The sequence below is a fragment of the Streptomyces sp. WMMC500 genome (assembly GCF_027497195.1).
Taxonomy (GTDB): domain Bacteria; phylum Actinomycetota; class Actinomycetes; order Streptomycetales; family Streptomycetaceae; genus Streptomyces.
Genome location: NZ_CP114905.1, coordinates 3,340,388 through 3,358,912 on the forward strand (window position 1 = coordinate 3,340,388; position 18,525 = coordinate 3,358,912).

Genomic DNA, 18,525 nt, shown 5'->3' on the forward strand with positions numbered 1-18,525 from the left:
GAGGGGACTGTGCGCACAAGCATGAAGAAGGCGGGGTACGCCGCCGTGGCAGCCGCCGCGGTGACGGCGCTGACCGCGGGGCTGACGGCGGCGCCCGCGGCGCCCGGGGCGTCGTCCGATGGCGGCGGCGGTTCGCCCGGATACGCCCAACAGGCCGGCGTCTGGGTGACGTTGATCACCGGGGACCGGGTCCGGGTCGACGGCGAGGGCCGGGCCGTGGCCGTGGAGCCCGGGCCCGGCCGGGAGGGCATGCATATACGCGCGTACGAGTCCGGCGGCCACAGCTTCGTGGTGCCGGGCGACGCGACCGGACTGGTCGCGGACGGCACGCTGGACCGGAGGCTGTTCGACGTGACGCTGCAGGCCCGCAAGGACTACGTGCGGCATCAGCGCGACGGTCTGAAGCTGATCGTCGGCTACCGGGGTGATCAACCCGAGGCCCGTACCAAGCTGCACGCCGCGGACGGCACCGAGGTGCAGCACCGCTTCCCGCGGCTCAACGCGGAGGCTCTCACCACCGGCTGGGGCGCAGCCCCCCGCGTGTGGGAGACGCTGACCGACCCCGGGCGCGGCCCCCAGCGCGCGGTGGAGTCGGGCGTGGAGCGCGTGTGGCTGGACGGCCTGCGCCACGCCAGTCTGGACACGAGCGTGCCGCAGATCGGCGCCCCGGCGGCGTGGGAGGCGGGCTACGACGGCAGCGGCGTGAAGATCGCCGTACTGGACACCGGCGTCGACGAGACCCACCCCGACCTCGCCGGACAGGTCGTCGCCAGCGAGAACTTCTCCTCGGCGGCGGACGACGAGGACCGCCGCGGGCACGGCACGCACGTCGCGTCGATCGCGGCCGGCACCGGCGCCGCCTCCCCGGGGGGAGACGGCGCGTTCACCGGCGTCGCGCCCGGTGCCCGGCTGCTGTCGGGCAAGGTGCTCAACGACGAGGGCGCCGGCAGCGAGTCGGGCATCCTGGCGGGCTTCGAGTGGGCGGTGGAGCAGGACGCGGACATCGTCAACCTCAGCCTGGGCGGCGAGGAGAGCCCCGGCGTGGACCCGCTGGAGGAGGGGGTCAACCGGATCTCCGCCGACGAGGGCGTGCTGTTCGCCGTCGCCGCCGGCAACGGCGGCGAGCTCGGCCCCTACAGCCTCGACTCACCCGGCTCCGCGGACGCGGCGCTGACCGTGGGTGCCGTGGACGACCGGGGCGAGCTGGCGGACTTCTCGTCCCGCGGCCCGCGCCTCGTCGACAACGCGGTCAAGCCGGACGTCACCGCCCCGGGGGTGGGGATCACCGCGGCGGCGGCGCCGGGCAGCGACATCGCGCAGGAGGTCGGGCAGGACCCCGAGGGGTACATGACGATCAACGGCACGTCCATGTCCACCCCGCACGTCGCCGGTGCGGCGGCGCTGCTCGCGCAGCGGCACCCGGACTGGACCGGGCAGCAGCTCAAGGCCGCCCTCGTCGGCTCGGCGAAGCCGGCGCCGGGTGAGGGCGCGTACGGTCAGGGCGCCGGGCTGATCGCCGTGGACCGGGCGCTCGGGCAGACGGTGGTGGCGGAGCCGGTGTCGCTCAACTTCGGCAAGCAGCTCTGGCCGCACCAGGACGACGACCCGGTGACCAAGTCCCTCACGTACCGCAACCTGGGCGACGAGGACGTCACGCTGAACCTCTCGGTGTCCGGCGTGCGGCCCGACGGCGACCCGGCGCCCGCGGGGATGTTCACCCTGGGGGCCGACACCGTCACGGTCCCGGCCGGCGGCACCGCCGAGGTGCCGGTGACCGTCGACACCCGCCCCGGCGGCGACCTCAACGGCATGTACGCCGTCCACGTCACCGGCACAGGCGACGGCCAACGGGTCGTCACCGCGGGCGGCGTCGAGCGCGAGGAGGCGATGTACGAACTCACCGTGAACTTCCTCGGCCGCGACGGACAGCCGGCGGCCGACGGCGAAGCCCTTCTCGCGGGCGTCAACAAGGGGTACTACACGGTCTTCGAGGAGTTGGTGCCCGAGAACGGCACGGCCACCGTGCGCGTGCCGAAGGGTCCCTACTCGCTCGACGCGGGCGTCACGGAGTACGACGGCGACCGGCTCACCGCCCTGGACAAGGTCAGCAGGCCGCGGCTCGACCTCACCGCGGACACCGAGATCACCATCGACGCCCGCACGGCGAAGCCGGTCGACATCACCGTGCCCGACGAGGATGCCGTGCCGGGCAGAGGCGTCATGACCATGGACATCGAGCCCGGCGAAGGCCAGTGGCCCAGCGCCTGGTACGTGCCCTCCTTCGAGAACGTGCGCACCGCGCACCTCGGTCCCGAGGTCGCGCCGGGCGAGGTGTACCAGGGGCTGTCGGCAGATTTCCACAACGACGACAAGTGGTACAAGCTCGATTACGGCACCAGGGACCGCACGACGATGTGGACGGGCCTGACCCGCCACGTCGCACGCGATCAGCTCGCGGAGATCCCGTTCACGCTGGGCTCCTCCGTGCCCGGCAAGGAGGGGCATCTCGTCCCGTTCTCGAACCTCGCCTTCGGCCCCGTCCCCGTCCTGACGAGGGAGCTGCCGTACACCGGCACGCTGTACGCGCTCGCCGGCGGCAACCGCCAGTGGACGCTGGAGTTCACCCAGTTCTCGGACGACGGGTTGGACATGGGCTACCGCGTCCCGGCACGCGGCTATGCGGGCGGCCGAACCTACGAGCAGTCGTTCAACGTCGGCGTGGTCGGCCCGGCCCTGCCGGCGGAGCAGCCGGGCGAGCTCGTCGGCATCGAGCGTGACGGGGACACGATCTCCACCACCCTGCCGATCTACCTCGACAGCGGGGAGCACACCGGCTTCTCGGCGTACGACACCGCGAAGACGACGCTGTACCGCGACGGCGAGGAGGTGGCATCGCTGGACGACCTGCCGATCTACCAGGAGTTCAGGGTGCCGGCCGGCGCGGGCGCGTACGAGCTGACCGCCACGACCACCCGGCCGACGGTCGCGCGGACGAGCACGGAGGTGAGCGCCCGCTGGACCTTCACCTCGGGTGAGACCGCGGGCCCGGAGAGACTGCCGGCGTCGGTGGTCCGCTTCGCGCCGGAGCTGGCGCCCGACAGCACGGCCGAGGCGGGGCGGACGCTGCAGGTGCCGGTGACCGTGCAGGGCTCGGGCGCGGGCGGCAACCTCAAGTCGCTGGCGGTGTGGGCCTCCACGGACCGCGGGGCGCACTGGAAGAAGGTCCCCGTCCGGGGCGGTGAGGTGGCGGTGGCCACCCCGGCCGCCGGGAAGACCGTGTCGTTCAAGGCGAAGGCGGTGGACAAGCAGGGCAACACCGTCACGCAGACGATCCTCGACGCCTACGGGGCACGCTGACCGCACACACGCCCCACCCCGGCCCCGCCCGCGAACCCCGCGGCGCGGGGCCGGGGTTGCGTAGCGGCTCCGAGTGGCCTTTCCTTCTTGGATACGTGTGCGACCCGGGGTGTTCAGCTCCTCCGCGCACGCTCGACTGGTCCGCCCGCGGAAGGAGACACCGGCCTTGAGCACGCCGCAGAACCCGCGTCCCGCCGGTGTCCGCCTGCGCTCCGGGGCCGTTGCCGCCTCCGCCCTCGCCGCCGCGATCCTGCTGACGCAGGTCGCCGTCGCGGACGAGCCGGCCGACGGCGGCCCGGCCGCCGTCGAGGAGCAGCGGGAGCGGGCCCGCGATGCCGCGCGGCGGGCCGCCGAAGTGCGGGACCGGGTCAACGAGTTGAACCGGCAGGCCGCCGTCGCCGGAGGGCGGCTCAACGAGGCCGAGGCGGCGGCCGACGAGCAGCAGCGGCGGGCCGACCGGCTCCTCGCCGAGGCCGCGCGGGCGACCGCGCGGGTCAACGACGCGCGGCGGACGCTGACCGGTTACGTCACCACCCAGTACCGCACCGGGGCGACCGGCCTGTCGGAGGCGGCCGTTCTGCTGCTGGCCGAGGACCCGCAGGGGTACGCCGACCACCGTCACCTGCTCGGCCGGCTCGCCGAGCGGCAGGAGCACGCGCTGGACGAGTTCGCCGCGCGGGAGCGGGAGGCCCGTAAGCGCAGCAAGGCCGCCGACGCCGCGGTGGGCGAGCTCAAGGACCGCGAGGCGTCGCTGCGCCGGCAGGAGAAGGCGCTGCAGGCGAAGCTCGACGAGGCACGGGACCTGAAGGCGGAGTTGAGCGACCGCGAGCGGGCCGAGTTCGACAAGCTGGAGCGCGCGGAGCGCGCCGAGGCGGAGCGGCTCGCCCGTGAGCACGCCGCGCGCGAGGCCGCCGAGCAGCGCCGGCTGCGGGAGCAGCAGGAAGAGGAGCGGCAGGAGCTGGCGGAGCAGACCATCACCGGCGAGGCCACCGCGCCCGCCGACGACGGGCCCGTCTCGGCGGGCGCGCAGGCCGCCCTCGACTTCGCCGAGGCGCAGTTGGGCGAGCCGTACGTGTGGGGCGCGATCGGACCGGACACGTGGGACTGCTCGGGTCTGACGCAGGCCGCGTGGCGGGCGGCGGGGGTGGAGATCCCCCGCGTGACGTGGGACCAGGTCACCTTCGGCACGTCCGTGTCCGTGTCCGAACTGCGCCCCGGCGACCTGGTCTTCTTCTTCGACGACATCAGCCACGTCGGCCTCTACGTCGGCGGCGGGCGCATGATCCACGCACCGCGCCCCGGCACCGTGGTGCGCTACGAGTCGATCTACAGCATGCCGATCCACAGCGCGATACGCCCCGGCTGACCGCGGCGCGGGGCGGATCGCGTCAGGCGCGGTCGACCGGCGGCCAGGTGCGTTCCAGGTAGCTGAAGCCCGTGTCCGGGCCCACGCACGTCTGCAGCGTGACGTCGCCCCAGTACAGGCCGTGGTTCGGGCCGCCCTGGCCCGGGGTGATGTAGTTCTCGTACACCCGGTACTCCAGCCTGCCCATCGGCCCGGAGATCGTCACGCGCGTCCCCTTCGGCAGCGGCGCCAGCACGTCGAAGCCGCAGAAGTCGTGCCCGACGATGACGGAGGTGTCGAAGGCCATGCCGTTCTCCCGGCCCGGCTCTGGCCCGTCGAACAGCACCGCCGCGTTGCAGGCGTCGACGTGCCGCTGGTCGCCGCTGACCAGCGGGCGGGACCAGTCGCCGATGGTCAGGGTGGTCACCTTGGGCGAGCCGGGATCCACGGCGTCCGCGAGCTTGCGCGGGGGCGGGCCGGAAGGCTCGTCCGCGCCGGCCGGGGGCCGCGGGCGCTCGGGTTGCCTGCCCTCCGGGGGCTCGGACTTCGGCCCGCCGCCGGGCCGTCCGGCGCCGTCGCCGCCGCGGTCCTTCCCGGCGGCGGCCCCGCCGTCCCCGCCCTGCTCGCGGTGCGCGTTCGGCGCCCGGTCGGCCGCCCCGTCCGGCGGGTCCGCGGCCCGCGGGCTGCCGAGGGCGTCGCCGGCCGGGCCGTCACCTCCGGGCTTCCCGGCGGCCTGGGCGCCCGCCGGCTCCGGGTGCTGCGGGCCGGCGGCCGAGCCGCAGGCGGCGAGGGCCGCCGCGGCGGCCAGTGAGGCGGCGACGGCGGCGGCGCGGCGGCGCAGGGGTGCGGACATCTGGTCACCTCCGGGTCGAAGGGTGGAAGGAGACAGCCCCGCTGCGGTCAGCCGAAGCGGCCGTGGACGTAGTCGGACGTACGCTCGTCCTGGGGATTGCCGAACATCTCCCCGGTCGGCCCGTGTTCGACGACCACGCCCGGTGTGCCGTGCTCGGCCAGGAAGAACGCGCACTGCTGCGAGACGCGCTGCGCCTGCTGCATGTTGTGGGTGACGATGACGATCGTCACCTCGTGCATCAGCTCGCCGATGGTCTGCTCGATGCGCCGCGTGGAGGTCGGGTCGAGCGCCGAGCACGGCTCGTCCATCAGCAGCACCCGGGGCCGTACCGCCAGCGACCGCGCGATGCACAGCCGCTGCTGCTGGCCGCCGGAGAGCGCGCCGCCGGGCTGGCGCAGCCGGTCGCGTACCTCCTTCCACAGGCCCGCCTTGGTCAGGCACTCCTCGACCAGGTCGTCCTTGTCGTCGCGGCCGGACCGGATGCCGTTGAGCTTGAGCCCCGAGATCACGTTGTCGTAGATCGACATCGCCGGGAACGGGTTGGGCTTCTGGAAGACCATGCCGATCTGACGGCGGGCGTGCGTGATGCGCCGGCCGCGGTCGTAGATGTCCTCGCCGTCCAGCATCACCTGCCCGGCGAGCGACGCGGAGGCGACCAGCTCGTGCATGCGGTTCAGGATCCTCAGATACGTCGACTTGCCGCAGCCGGACGGGCCGATGAGGGCCGTGACCCGGTGCGGAGGCATGGTCAGCGACACGCGTTCCAGCACCTTGTGGTCGCCGAACCAGGCGGAGACGTCGCGGGTCTCCAGCTTCGCGGGGTTCCCGGTGCCGACGGGGGGCAGCTCGACGGTGGTGTCCGTCAGCGACATGGCGTCACCTCTCGCAGGGCTCGCTGTGTTCTCGGTCGTGCCGGTCGCGCTTTCTGCGCCCTCTGCGCTTTCCGCGCTCTCTGCGGTTTCTGTGCGTTCCGTATTCGCCGTGCTCACAGGGACCTCCGGGGTCACAGCAGGTTGGGCAGCAGCCGGGTGAGGCAGCCCGCGAGCGCGATGCCGACGGCGCCGAGCACCGGCACGCCGGTGATCCACGCCTGCCAGCGCCCCCAGCTTCGGTACGCCCACGTGACCGCCCCGGCGACGACGAGCAGAAGCTGGCTCCAGAGCAGGATCTCCACCCAGGCGGAGGGATCGCCCTCCAGCGGCTCCTCCGCCTCGCTGATCATCCCGGAGTCGATGACCTGGGCCGGGCGCGGCTGCACGTCGGAGGTCAGCTCGGCCTCGACGCGCAGCAGCCCGCGCGGCGTGTACGGACCACCCGTCGCCGTGATCAGCGTCAGCCGGCCCTCGCCCTCGGTGGCCGGTGCCGGGATCGGGTCGCCGGCCTCGCGCTGCCCGGTCACCCGGTACGTGTGCCTGCCCTGGCCGGTGATCACCTCGATCTCGTCGCCGGCCTCCAGGTCTTTCAGGTTCACGAACGGGCTTCCGTAGCCCCACTGCCGGCCCATGATGATGCTCGTGCCGGCCTGCCCGGGCAGCGCCGTGTCCCGGCGGTGTCCCGGACCCGCGGTCAGCACGCCGGAGGTGGTGCCCTCGAAGACGACCTCGCGGATCCCCGCGTCCGGTGCGCGCAGCATCGCCACCGGCGCGCCGGGCGAGAGCACCTTCCCGTCGATGTCGGTCTGGCCGACCGGTGCGATGCCCTGTGCCAACTGATCGCGCAGCTCCGCGTAGCCGGTCTGCTGGCCGCGGGCGTGCTGGAGGTGGCCCACGAGGGTCAGGTTGGCGGCGAAGCCGAAGAGCAGCGCCGACAGGATCAGCAGCGCCGCGCCGGGGATCGCCAGCCGGGCGTCACGCGGGGGCGGGCTCTGCGGCTCGTCGGACCTCCGCTTCGGCCGGGACGGGCCGGACGGCGGCGACGACTGCCGCTCGCCGAGGGCATCCGCCTCGGGGGGTGATGAGACGACGGTCACGGGGACGCGCTCCTCGTTCGGCTGTCGGGTCTGTGGGGTCTGTGGGGACCGCGCGGACATCTCGTCACGCGGCCGGGGAAGGACGGCGGGGTGTGTGGGGCCACCCCGCCGCCCTCGGGTGCCGCGTCAGGTGCGCGGAGTCGCGCCGAAGGTGAGCAGCCGTCCGGAGCGGTGCGCCCAGTAGACCGCGCCGCCGCCGGCGGCCATCAGCACGACGGACACGAGGGCCAGGTCCAGCACGGCGCTGCCGGTGGACGCCAGCGGCAGGTCGGACCCGCCACCGGAACCCCCGGCACCGGAGCCGCCGGCCCCGCCAGCGGCACCACCGGCACCGCCGGCGTCACCGCCGCCGTTGTCGCCGCCGTCGGAGTCGCCCCCGCCGTCGCCGTCGGAGTCGCCGCCGCCGTCGTCACCGTCGGAGTCGCCGCCGCCGGGACCGCCGCCCTCGCCCACGGTGAACGGGAACTCGACCTTCACGCCGCCGTCGGCGCCGGTGAGGGTGAGCTTGTAGTCGCCGTCCGCGATCTCCGCGGGAATGGTCACCGTGTGCTCGGTGACGGTCCCCTGCTCACTGCCCTCGACATCGGCGAACGTTCCCCCGGAGTCGGGGATCGTCACCTTCACGGCCTCGTTCGGACGGAAGCCCTCGGCGGTGACCTTGACCTTCTGGCCGCCTTCGAGCTTCGCCTCTTCCTCGAGGACGTCGCCGTTCTCCGACGCGACGTCGATGCCGGGCTCGTGGACGCTGTAGTAGGCCAGCGTGGCGTTGCTCGAGGTGAAGTCGGCGGCGTTGTCCGGCCGGAACGTGGCCGTGTACGTACGTACGCGCGCGGCCGTGCCGGCGCCCAGCTCCAGTTCGGCCTTCCCGTTCTGCACCTCGACGGGTGTGCCCGTCTGGCCCGCCTCGGCGAACTCGACCGTGCCCTCGGCGTTGGCCGGAGTCACCTCTGCGACGAGCGTGAACTCCTTGTTGACGACCACCTGTCCGGCCGGGTCGGCCGACAGCTTGAGAGTGGTCTCGACAGCCTCTGACGCTGTGTCGACCTCCCAGGTGTCCCCCGTCACCTTGATCGGCACGGTGAAGCTGTTGCCCGCGACGAAGTTGTTGGTGCTGTTACGGCACTGGACTTCCACCTGATAGACGCCGTCTGCCGGATCTGCCCCCAGCACCGCACCCAGCGACTTCGTCGTGCCGGGCATGTCGATGGTGAAGGGCGCCTGCGAGTACGGAGCCCCGCTGGTGACACGAGTCGCGAGTGAGCCCGCGTACGTCGAGTCGGGCTTGATCACGTAGAAGCCCGACTGGAAGTCGTAGTCGTTGCTCGCGTCCGCGTCGGCGTGGTTGGCGGGGCACACCCCGTCAACCTTCACCTGGCTGAACATCGGCGCCGCGGTGAGACTTCCGGTCGCCGGCGTCAGCGTCACGGAGCCCGGCAGCGCCGCGCCGGCCGGACCAGCCAGGCCGACGAACGCCGCGCCGAAGCCCAGCACCAGCGTGAGCGCCGCCCCGAGGACGAGTTGGATTCTTCGCTTCATATGGATTCCTATGGGATCTTGACGGGCTTCCGCGGCCGGCCGGGAAGCAGGACGCGGCCCAGCCGGGCACCTGGAAGGCACCCGGCTGAGCACTCAGTCGTGCTGGTCGTGCACCCTCACCACCGGCTCACGGCGAACGAGAACGTGACCTTCACGCAACTGCCGGCGCCGGTGAGGGTGAGCGTGTGCTTGCCACCCCAGATGCGCTTCGGCACGGTCAGGTCGTACGCGGTGACGACGCCCCGGCTGTCCGCCGTGGCTTTGGCGAACTCCCCCCTCGTGCCCGGGATGGCCACCTTCACGGTCTCGCCCGGGCGGAAGCCCTGGGCGGTGACCTTCACCTTCTGGCCGCGCGCCAGCTTCGAGCCTTCCTCGACGACGCTGCCGTCCTCGGCGAAGACCTCGATCCCGGACTGGAGCACGCTGTAGTAGCCGAAGCTCTCGGAGCTCAGCCGGTACGCGGCGGCGTCAGCCGGCCAGAACGTGACCAGGTACGGGAAGCTGCGCGGCGCGGAACCGGCGGTCGCGTCGAGCACGGCCACGCCGTTCCGCACGGGGACGCGGGTGCTCTGGAACGTGCTCGCGTCGATGAACTCCACCACGCCGGTGGCGTCGGCGGGGGTCACCTTGGCGGTCACCTTGTACTGCGTGCCGACGACCGCCTGCCGGGCCGGGTCGGCCGACACCTTGAGCGCCGTCTCCTCGGCCTGCGACGTGTCCTCGACCTGCCAGGTGTCTCCCGTCACCCGGATCGGCAGGAAGAAGCCGTTGCCGGGGACGGACGTGCCGGTGCTGGTGAGGCACCGGACCTCCAGGTGGTACGAACCGTCTGCGGGCGACGATCCCAGCACCGCACCCAGCGACCTGGCGGTGCCGGGCAGGGCGACGGAGAACGGCGCCTGCGAGTACGGCGCGCCGGTGCTGATACGGGTGGCGAGGGACCCCGCATAGGTGGAGTCGGGCTTCACCACGTAGACGGACACCTGCGCGTCGTACGGAGCGGGGCAGGCGCCGTCGACCGTGGCCGCGGTGAACATCGGCGCCGTCGAGAGGGCGCCGCTGGACGGGTTGAGCGTCACGGTGCCCGGCAGCGCCGCGCCGGCCGGCCCCGCCGAGCCGATCACCGCCGCGCTGAGGCCGAGGACCAGGGTGAGCATGGTCCCGAGAACGAGTCTGATTCTTCGCTTCATGTTGTTGTACCCCCCACGGGTGTGCGTGGCCTGTGCGGCCACCGGAAGCGATGTGTCGCCCGGCCGGGCGCCTCGCGCGAGGCGCCCGGCCGAGCTGGTTGTTCAGTGGTGCGGTTCAGCCACGATCAGCTATTGCCGGTGAGGTCGGTCTGGCCGCAGTTGGGGCTGGCGGCGAAACCGAACAGGGCGCGCTGCTGGGCGGCGGCGCTACCGGTGGTGCACAGCTCGGCGTCCGAGCCGGTGAAGACGCGGTTGATGTCCGCCTGGCCGAGCCGCGTCGTCTGGAAGACGTTGAAGACGTCGCGGTTGATCGGGTAGCCGGCGTTCATCTGACCGCCGACGACCGGCTGCGCACCGTCGATCGTCTGCAGCACGGCAGCGCCACGACGGTCCTCGACACCGGTCTGGGCCGAGTTGGTCTGCGCGATGTACTGCGCGATCGAGTACGGCGCGATGTCACTGGTGCGGGTCAGGGCCCGGCCGTCGTGCTCCTGCACGGGCTGACCGGCACCGTTGACGTCGGAGACGCAGTCCGGCGGGTCGTTGGCGTCGATGCCCATCTGACCGGCCCAGAAGGAGCGCGTGCCGGAGCCGGCCTGCGGCAGCAGCGGGGTGACCGCGACGCCCTCGACGGTGTCGATCTCGCACTGGTAGATGCCCTGCAGCTCGGCCAGGTCGAAGTCGTGGCCGGCCATCGGGCTGTTGCTGCGGACCGCGGGGGCCACGGCGTCCAGCGCGAAGGGCACGAAGGTGAGCAGGCTGCCCGCGGTGTTGGGCTCCCGCGAGGAGCGGGCGAAGTCGATGCAGTTGGTGCCCGCGTCGATGTCGTTCCGCAGGGCCGTGATGCCGGCCGAGGAACCGTTCGGCCGGGGGATCTCACAGTTGACCGGACGGGTCTTGATCGGGCTCGGCCCGGTCGCGTCGTAGGACGCGATCAGCAGGTCGGAAGGGGTGCCGTCGAGGTCTTCCACGACGGACCCGATGCCGTTCAGCACGTCCTGCGTGGTGTCGGACCCGACGGCGACGAGCTGCCGGTACTCGCCCGCCGGCGGGTCGGCCTGGGCGGGGGCGCCCATGAGGCCCACGCCGAGAGCCGCGGCACCGAGGGCAACCGCCGCCCGCTTGATGTTCACGTTCACTTATTCCTCCACGATTGGATGGAATGCCATGTCACGTGCGTAGAACGCTGCAGAAGGCATTCCTGCATCTCCCCCTGCATGCCCCCGGCATTTTCACCGGGCGCCCTATAAATCTGCCGCCCAACCATGTCCCCGACAACAAATGCTCGCCGCTTGTCTGGTGAAGAGGCAGCACCGGCAGAAGTCGGAGAAATTCTCCCTCGGAAATATTCTGTTAACTCTCCGGATATGCCTGTCCGCCGGGTGAGGAGCACGACAGAAGTACAGTCGACGGTCCCCGGGTAATCCCCTCTCGCTCCTCACGTCCGGTCAGCTCGCGGATTTCGCGGAACCCGCCGCATCCGACGCCCGTGCCGCGCGCAGCGCGGCGATGCGCATCAGTGCGGGGCCGGCGAGCGCGCTGGCCGCGGCGAGGATGAGCACGGCGAGCAGGACCCAGCGGATGACGCCGAGGAGCGTCTCGGGCGTGGACGGGCCGGTCTGGGCGACGTTGCCCTGGTCCGCCAGGTCGTCCTCGGTGTTCGCGGGGTCGTTCTCCCCGCCGCCGGAGCCGCTGCCGCCGTCGGCGTCCCCGCCGCCGCCCGCCGCGGCGCCGCCGGCGCCGCCGTCGAGGCCGGACGTGCCGGTCCCGCCGGGCGACCCGGTGCCGGGGCCGCCCTGGCCGCCGTTCGGCGAGCCGCCCTCGCCGTTGTTCCCGCCCGGGCCGCCGTCGCCGGGGGCGCCCGCCTCAAGCGCGTCGGCGGCGTCGCGTGCCTGGTCACGCAACTTGTCGGGGAGCGGGGCGTAGCCGTGGGGGAGCTGGCCGTTGCTGAGCCCCGGCGTCTGGCCGCGCCCGACGGCGTAGCGGATGTACTCGGCATACTCCGTGCGGGCCTTCTTCTCCAGGCCGGTGGAGGCGATGGCGTGGGTGAGGGCGGTGAGCGGGTACGCGCCGTCGTCGGCGTCCGCCGGGTCGAGGCCGTAGACCCCGGCCTTGTCGGGCTTCATGGCCGCGGCGCCCTTCAGCAGGGCGGCCTCGGTCGGCGACACCCAGGTGCCGTCGGCGTCGGGGAGCTGCGCGGTCTGCAGCCCGTACTGCTCGGCGGACGCGGTGTCGGTCAGGCCCAGTTGGAACCTCCGACCGGGCTGCTGTGTGGGATCTTCTTTCAGGCCCTGGGGATTCTTCTGCGGATCCCAGGTGGTCATCTGGCCGGGCCGCACCTGGCGTACGCGCTCCGCGGTGTTGCTCAGGCCGTTGGTGTAGGGACGAAGGTTGTTGATGTCGAACCGGGCCTCCAGAGTGACGCACTCACTCTGGCAGACCTTCGGGATTCCCTTGGATTCGTCAGCCTTGGGGAAAGTGTCAAGAGGAGTACCGGAGTCGAGGTTCAGCGCTTTGTAGTATCGGTTGACCTTCATCCCCCACTGGTCGGGCGTTCCCGACAGGAACGCGCGGGCGTCCTTGTCGCTCTGCAGCCACTGCCACACCAGCCGGTATACGTCCGCATTGTCGATCGACACCATCAAGCCCTGCGGGTGGTGCTGGTAGTGAGTGAACTTGTCAGCGAGCGACGGATTGAGCTTCTTGAACTCGGGATCGTCCACCAGGCTGCGGGGATTGTCGGCGACGTGCGGTTGCCGTGGCACACCGTTGTCGGACTCTGCGCCATCGGGGACGTCCACCTGATAGGAACTGGTGAGGAGTTTCGCGATCAGCCGCGCGTTCAGCCGCAACTGCTTGACCGGCGCGCCGTTCTTGTCCTCGATGAAGAAACCCACCGTCAGCCCGGACAGGGCCACCGGCGCGTGTACCAGGGGCTTGTCTCCCGCCACCTGCTCCGCCGGATCCGAGGCGAAGCCCAGGGTGCCGCCAGAGGAATAGTTCTGTGCGGTGTCGCGAGCCACGATGTCCGTGGCCTTGTTGTAGCTGTAGGTCACGCCGCTGGTGGCGCACAGTGAGCGGTTCCAGGAGCGCGCTGCGTCCTCGACCATCTCCGTGCCGCGCGTGTCGCGCTCGTCCCGGCCGGTGGGACAGGTGTCCTCCGTCGGCAGGAAGTCCAGCTTCACCGCCATCCGCTCGTTCCAGTTGGTCGTCGACAGCGGCGAGCTCTCCAGGTCGTTGTTGGCCCCGGGCTCGCCGTTGACCTGGACGTCGCCGCGCGGGACGATGACCAGCCAGCACGGCCGCTGCTGCCCGGCCGCGACGGTGCCGCCGCAGTCCAGCCACGTGGCGTCAATCGCGCTCTTCACCTCGTACACCGCCTCACCGGTGCCGTTCTGGCCGGTCAGGTTGAACGGCTGGGCGGTGGTGGTGTTCTGGTTGTAGTAGGTGGGATCGTCGTGGCTGGTGGTCGCGGGACTCCCGTCCGCCGGCCGGAACGGGACGAAGCCCAGGCGGCCGGAGGTGGCGGGGTACTCCGATTCGGCAGGGTCGTGAGACCGGCTGCCGCTCTCGAAACCGACCTGCCGTTGTCCTGCGGGAAAGCCGGTCGGCTGGCTCGGGTTGGCACCGAACTCGCACTGCTCGCGGTCGGGGCCCGCGGGGCCGGTGTCCTCGTCACCCCAGCACTGCATGATCTGCAGGTAGTTGTGCGTGCCGGCGGTGATGCCGGTGGTGGGCTTGCCGCCTTCCCAGGTGAGCCGGACACCCTGGGTCCGGAGCTGTTTCGTCTGGTGGACCGTCACCTCCAGGCCCTCGAACCTGCCGCCCTCAGGCGCCTCGACCGTCACCGCCGACTCCGTGGCGTCCGCGGCGTTCGCGCCGCCGCCCGTGGGCAGCAGCACCAGGCCGACGGTGGCCGCGAGCGCCGTCAGGCCGGAGAGCACTCGGATCCTAAGCAGCGCGCCCACGGCGCCTCCTTCTGTTGTCGAGGTAGCGGGAGACGACCGGCGGCGCGACGACCACGCCGACGAGCATCGCCGCGGACAGCAGCATCAGCGCCGTCCGCATCCCCCAGGTCTGCTCCGCACCGATACCGACGCTCGTGCCGATGACGTCGGAGCCGGCGCCGTCCGTGCCGTCGCCGAGCACCTCACCGGTCTCGGGGTCGATGACGGCGCCGTCGCCGGGTCCGCCGGCGCCGTCGGCGCCGCCGCCGGAGTCCGCACCGGAGCCGTCGCCGTCGCCGTCACCGTCACCGTCGGCGTCCGGGCCGGTGCCGTCTCCGTCGCCGTTGCCGGGGCCGCCGGTGCCACCGCCCGAACCGGTGCCGTCGCCGGACCCGCCACCCCTGACGGGGGTCGGGTCCTTCGCGCCGCCGGTGCCCGTCGCGCACTGGGTGGGGCCGTCCTTCTTGTCGCACGCCGGCGGGTAGGGGGCGTTGTTGAGGAGGCTGTTGCCGTTCGGGCCGATGGTGGGGTTCTTGCAGTCCCGGAGGTTCCCGGGGTCCTTTTTCTGCGCCCCCGGCACCCGGTTGACCTGGGTGAAGCCCGCCTTGACCAGGTTCGCCGGCAGCGGCGAGTAGCCCAGGTCGTCCGCGTTCTGCTGGCCCTCGCAGAGGAAGTAGTGGCCGAACGCGCCCAGTGTCCGGCCCTTCTTGTTGGTCATCCCGCTCTCCAGCGAGGTGGGCAGGATCATGTAGCTGTAGCTGGAGAGCGGGTAGGCGCGCCGGTCGGTGTGCCGGTAGACGCGGTCCAGCTCCTGGGTGAGGTAGCGCACCGAACCCTTGTTGTCGTTGATGTCCGCGCGGGTCAGCGCCACGGCGACCGAGGACGCGGTCGGCTCGACGTAGTAGTCGGACTTGTTCAGCACCTTCGCCACCGGGAAGCCGGTGTTGCGGGCGTAGGAGTACTCGACGTACGTGATCGCGCCGACGGCGTGGTCCTGCCGGACGTAGCCGGAGACGCCCAGCGACGTCGCCTGGGAGATGAACCCCGAGCCGGCGAGCGTCGGGTAGTTCGAGGTCATCCCGCAGGGCGTGGACCGGCCGGCCGCGCGGCAGTAGTCGTTCCACGCGCCGCCGTGCATCTGCGACATCCACTCGGTGAACTGCGCGGTGGTGCCGGAGCCGTCCGAGCGGACCACGGGGACCACCTTGACGCGGGGCAGGCTGAGACCGGGATTGTCCCGGCGCACGGCCGCGTCGTTCCAGTACTTGATCTTCCCGGTGAAGATGCCGGTGACCGTCGAGCCGGACAGCCGGAGGTTGGTCACCTTCCGGCCGCTGACCTCCAGGTTGTACATGAACGCCGTGCCGCCGGCCACGATCGGCATGTAGGCGTAGTCGCGGGAGGGCGGGGCTTCGGTGACGCCGGTCGCCGAGTCCTTCAGGCCGTACGGGATCTCGGAGACGCCGTAGTCCACGGTGCCGTTCTTGAACTGTGTGCGGCCCTGGCTGGAGCCCACGCCCTTGTAGTCGACGGGCATGCCGAACTGGCGGACGTTGGAGACCCACTCGTCGATGGCGTTCTGGCTCCAGGTCGACCCGGCGCCGCTGATCTTGACGTAGCTCGCGCCGTAGGCCCGTGGCATGTCGACGCTCAGCAGGGCTGCCAGCAGCAGCGCCAGCCCGGTGGCCAGCACGGGCAGGCGCGCCCAGCGGGGCAGGCCCACCGGGGCGTTGCCCGGGGGGCGGCCGCCCGGGGCGGCGTTCGCGTGCGACACGGCTACTCCTCCTTCTCGCTACGGGACTCGGCGGGGGCGTCGCCGGGCTTGTCGGTCCGCGGACCGGTGGGATCGACCGGATCCGTGGAATCGGCGGGATCGCCGGAGAGCACGGTGGGGGGACCGGTGCCCGGGACGGACGCGCCGCCCACCGTGAGGCGTGCCGCGGCGTGCCTCGCGGCGCGGGTCTCCGCGCGCTCCGTCATGCGGCGCAGGTCCCGGCGCGAGCCCAGTACGCGGCGGTGCTGCTGGCGCCGGGTCAGTTCCCCGGGGGCGCGCCCGCCGACCAGCCGGGCGACCACGAACAGCAGCAGGACCAGGGCCATCAGCGTCGCCGCGGCGCCGAAGCCGCGGGCGATGTAGGCGGGTTCCGGGGACTTGACCAGGTTGAAGGCGGCCAGCGGCAGCGACGTCATGGCGCCGGTGAGCGGGTCGGTGTTGGTCGCCGTCGTGTAGCCGGCGGTCAGCAGCACCGGGGAGGTCTCGCCCACGCCGCGGGCTGTGCCCAGGATCACGGCGGTCGTCAGGCCGGACCGCGCGGTGGGCAGCACGACGTGCCATACGGTGCGCCAGCGCGGCGAGCCGGTGGCGTACGCGGCCTCCCGCAGCGTGCCGGGCACCAGCCGGATCACCACGTCCGCCGCCCTGATGATGATGGGCAGCATCATCACGGACAGTGCGAGAGCCGCGGCGAAGCCGGACTCCGGGACACCGAGGGTGACGATCACCATGGCGTAGATGAACAGCCCGGCGACGATCGAGGGCAGCGCCGTCATCGCCTCGACGATCGTGCGCACGAACCGCGAGAACCGGCCGGGCACCTCGTTGAGGAACACCGCGCACACGATCCCGGTGGGCACCGTGATCACCAGCGCGATGCTGATCTGGATCAGGGTCCCCGTGGCGGCGTGCCGGATGCCGCCGACGGTGATCGGGTCCAGCGGGCCCGCGTTCACCATGTCCTCGGTGAAGAAGTTCAGGTGCCGCAGCGCCTCGCGGCCCTCCCACAGCGTGTAGACGACAACGAAGACCAGGGCCGTCAGCATCAGCACCGCGAGGCTGTGCACGAGCACCGTCACCACCCGGTCGACGACCGCGGGCCCGTCCTCGTCGAACGAGACCAGCAGCGCGTACAGCCCGATGAAGAGCAGGAAGGCGATCACGACGAAGGCGAGCGCACCCGTGAACGGGGTGAGCCGGGTGAAGAGCAGCCCGGTGACGCTCAGCGACGCGGCCCCTGCCCCCGCGACGGCGTAGGCGTCCGTGGCCCGCAACGTGGCGGTGTTGCGGCGCTCCTCCGGACCCCGCCTGCGCACGCCGGCCTCCGCCCCCGCGGCGGGGACGGTGGTGGTGGCGGGCGGCGGTGCCCCGGACGGAAGCGTTTTCATGCGCGGCAGCCCTTTCTGCTCGCTGATCGGCTCACAGTTCCGTTCCGTGGGGGGTGGTGGTGCGGGTGGTGCCGTCGGTCACTCAGTGGACGCCCCCGAGCGGCTGCGCGCGACGATGGAGGAGGCGAGGAAGTTGACGACGAGCGTCACGAGGAACAGCGCCAGTCCCGCGGCCATCAGCGCGGACATGCCGAACTCGCTGGCCTCGCCGTAGCGCAGGGCGATCAGCGCGGAGACGGAGTTGCCGCCGGCCTCGAGCACGTGCCACTGGATCTCGAAGACCGGGGAGATGACCAGGTAGACGCCGATGGTCTCGCCGAGGGCGCGGCCCAGACCGAGCATGGTGCCGCCGATCATGCCGCCGCGGCCGAACGGCAGCACGACGGAGCGGATCATGCCCCAGCGCGTGGCGCCCAGCGCCAGGGCGCCCTCGCGCTCGCCCACCGGGGCCTGCGAGAAGACCTCCCGCATGATGGAGCAGATGATCGGGGCGACCATCATCGCCACCACGATCCCGGCGATGAACGTCGAGGCGGTGTAGACGGTCTCGGTGGCCAGCGGGTCCTTGGGGTCCGCGCCGGTCACCTTGAACGGCGGGAACCAGCCGCAGTAGGTGGACAGCCAGCGGGCCAGGCCGACGACCTCGCCCTGCAGGAAGAACAGTCCCCACAGGCCGTAGACCACCGACGGCACCGCCGCCATCAGGTCGACCAGGCTGATCAGCGTGCGGCGGAGCGACTCGGGCGCCATCTCGGAGATGTAGAGCGCGGTGCCGAGCGCCAGCGGCACCGCGATCACGATGGCGACGGCGGCGATCAGCACGGTGCCGACGAGGACGGCCACGATGCCGAAGTTGCGGGAGTCGGGCTCCCACGTCTCGGTGGTGAGGAAGCTGGTGCCGGCCTCCTCCAGCGCCTGCCACGCCTGGTACGCGAGGAAGCCGCCCACCAGGGACATGATGGCGAGCACCAGCGCCCCGCCGCCCCGCAGGCCGCCGCGGAAGATCCGGTCGGCCGGCCCCGAGTCGGCGTGCAGGCGCCGGGGCGTGTCCGTGGGCACATGTGTCGTCACGGACGGGACCTTCGCCAGTGGTCATGGACACGTACGGACGCGGAGATGAACGAGGTGTCCCGTGGGGGCAACCTTCCGCCGCGCCGGCCCGCGGG

General features: G+C 72.1%; 12 protein-coding genes. 2 read left to right on the forward strand and 10 right to left on the reverse strand.

Going from position 1 to position 18,525, the window contains the following annotated elements; all coding sequences use genetic code 11:
- Positions 1–9: 9 nt before the first annotated feature.
- Both O7599_RS13920 and O7599_RS13925 read left to right on the forward strand, forming a co-directional pair.
- Entirely contained in the window at positions 10–3,357 is a 3,348-nt protein-coding gene (locus O7599_RS13920; RefSeq protein ID WP_281622475.1) for a S8 family serine peptidase, read from the forward strand.
- 166 nt (positions 3,358–3,523) lie between these two features.
- Positions 3,524–4,723, forward strand: coding sequence for a C40 family peptidase (locus O7599_RS13925; protein WP_281622476.1), 1,200 nt, complete (start codon positions 3,524–3,526; stop codon positions 4,721–4,723).
- Between the two features lie 22 nt (positions 4,724–4,745).
- Here O7599_RS13925 and O7599_RS13930 read toward each other — a convergent pair whose 3' ends face one another.
- From O7599_RS13930 to pstC, 10 genes are all read right to left on the reverse strand, one after another.
- Positions 4,746–5,555, reverse strand: a complete 810-nt coding sequence (locus O7599_RS13930; protein WP_281622477.1) for a hypothetical protein — start codon at positions 5,553–5,555, stop codon at positions 4,746–4,748.
- A 47-nt stretch (positions 5,556–5,602) separates the two neighbouring features.
- Entirely contained in the window at positions 5,603–6,427 is an 825-nt protein-coding gene (locus O7599_RS13935) for a phosphate ABC transporter ATP-binding protein (protein ID WP_281622478.1), read from the reverse strand.
- 131 nt (positions 6,428–6,558) lie between these two features.
- A complete protein-coding gene (locus O7599_RS13940; RefSeq protein ID WP_281622479.1) occupies positions 6,559–7,524 on the reverse strand; it encodes a sortase in 966 nt (321 codons plus the stop codon).
- 126 nt (positions 7,525–7,650) lie between these two features.
- On the reverse strand, positions 7,651–9,060 hold the full coding sequence (locus O7599_RS13945; RefSeq protein ID WP_281622480.1) for a hypothetical protein: 1,410 nt from the start codon (positions 9,058–9,060) through the stop codon (positions 7,651–7,653).
- A gap of 116 nt (positions 9,061–9,176) precedes the next feature.
- Positions 9,177–10,250: a hypothetical protein gene (locus O7599_RS13950; protein ID WP_281622481.1), complete on the reverse strand. Its 1,074-nt coding sequence runs from the start codon at positions 10,248–10,250 to the stop codon at positions 9,177–9,179.
- Between the two features lie 125 nt (positions 10,251–10,375).
- The gene (locus tag O7599_RS13955) at positions 10,376–11,389 is read right to left on the reverse strand and encodes a substrate-binding domain-containing protein (RefSeq protein WP_281622482.1); all 1,014 of its coding nucleotides are present in this window, start codon (positions 11,387–11,389) and stop codon (positions 10,376–10,378) included.
- Between the two features lie 309 nt (positions 11,390–11,698).
- Positions 11,699–14,218: a hypothetical protein gene (locus O7599_RS13960; RefSeq protein WP_281622483.1), complete on the reverse strand. Its 2,520-nt coding sequence runs from the start codon at positions 14,216–14,218 to the stop codon at positions 11,699–11,701.
- Positions 14,202–15,971, reverse strand: a complete 1,770-nt coding sequence (locus O7599_RS13965; RefSeq protein ID WP_281622484.1) for a substrate-binding domain-containing protein — start codon at positions 15,969–15,971, stop codon at positions 14,202–14,204. The genes O7599_RS13960 and O7599_RS13965 overlap by 17 nt, the downstream gene beginning before the upstream one ends.
- Positions 15,972–15,973: 2 nt before the next feature.
- Positions 15,974–17,359, reverse strand: coding sequence for a phosphate ABC transporter permease PstA (gene pstA, locus O7599_RS13970; RefSeq protein ID WP_281622485.1), 1,386 nt, complete (start codon positions 17,357–17,359; stop codon positions 15,974–15,976).
- Between the two features lie 78 nt (positions 17,360–17,437).
- Positions 17,438–18,430, reverse strand: coding sequence for a phosphate ABC transporter permease subunit PstC (gene pstC / locus O7599_RS13975; protein ID WP_281622486.1), 993 nt, complete (start codon positions 18,428–18,430; stop codon positions 17,438–17,440).
- Between the last annotated feature and the right edge of the window lie 95 nt (positions 18,431–18,525).

Excerpts from the sequence above, each read along its gene's own strand:
- O7599_RS13930 (WP_281622477.1), bottom strand. The coding sequence starts at position 5,555 with ATGTCCGCACCCCTGCGCCGCCGCGCCGCCGCCGTCGCCGCCTCACTG.
- O7599_RS13935 (WP_281622478.1), bottom strand. The coding sequence starts at position 6,427 with ATGTCGCTGACGGACACCACCGTCGAGCTGCCCCCCGTCGGCACCGGG.
- O7599_RS13945 (WP_281622480.1), bottom strand. The coding sequence starts at position 9,060 with ATGAAGCGAAGAATCCAACTCGTCCTCGGGGCGGCGCTCACGCTGGTG.
- O7599_RS13950 (WP_281622481.1), bottom strand. The coding sequence starts at position 10,250 with ATGAAGCGAAGAATCAGACTCGTTCTCGGGACCATGCTCACCCTGGTC.
- pstA (WP_281622485.1), bottom strand. The coding sequence starts at position 17,359 with ATGAAAACGCTTCCGTCCGGGGCACCGCCGCCCGCCACCACCACCGTC.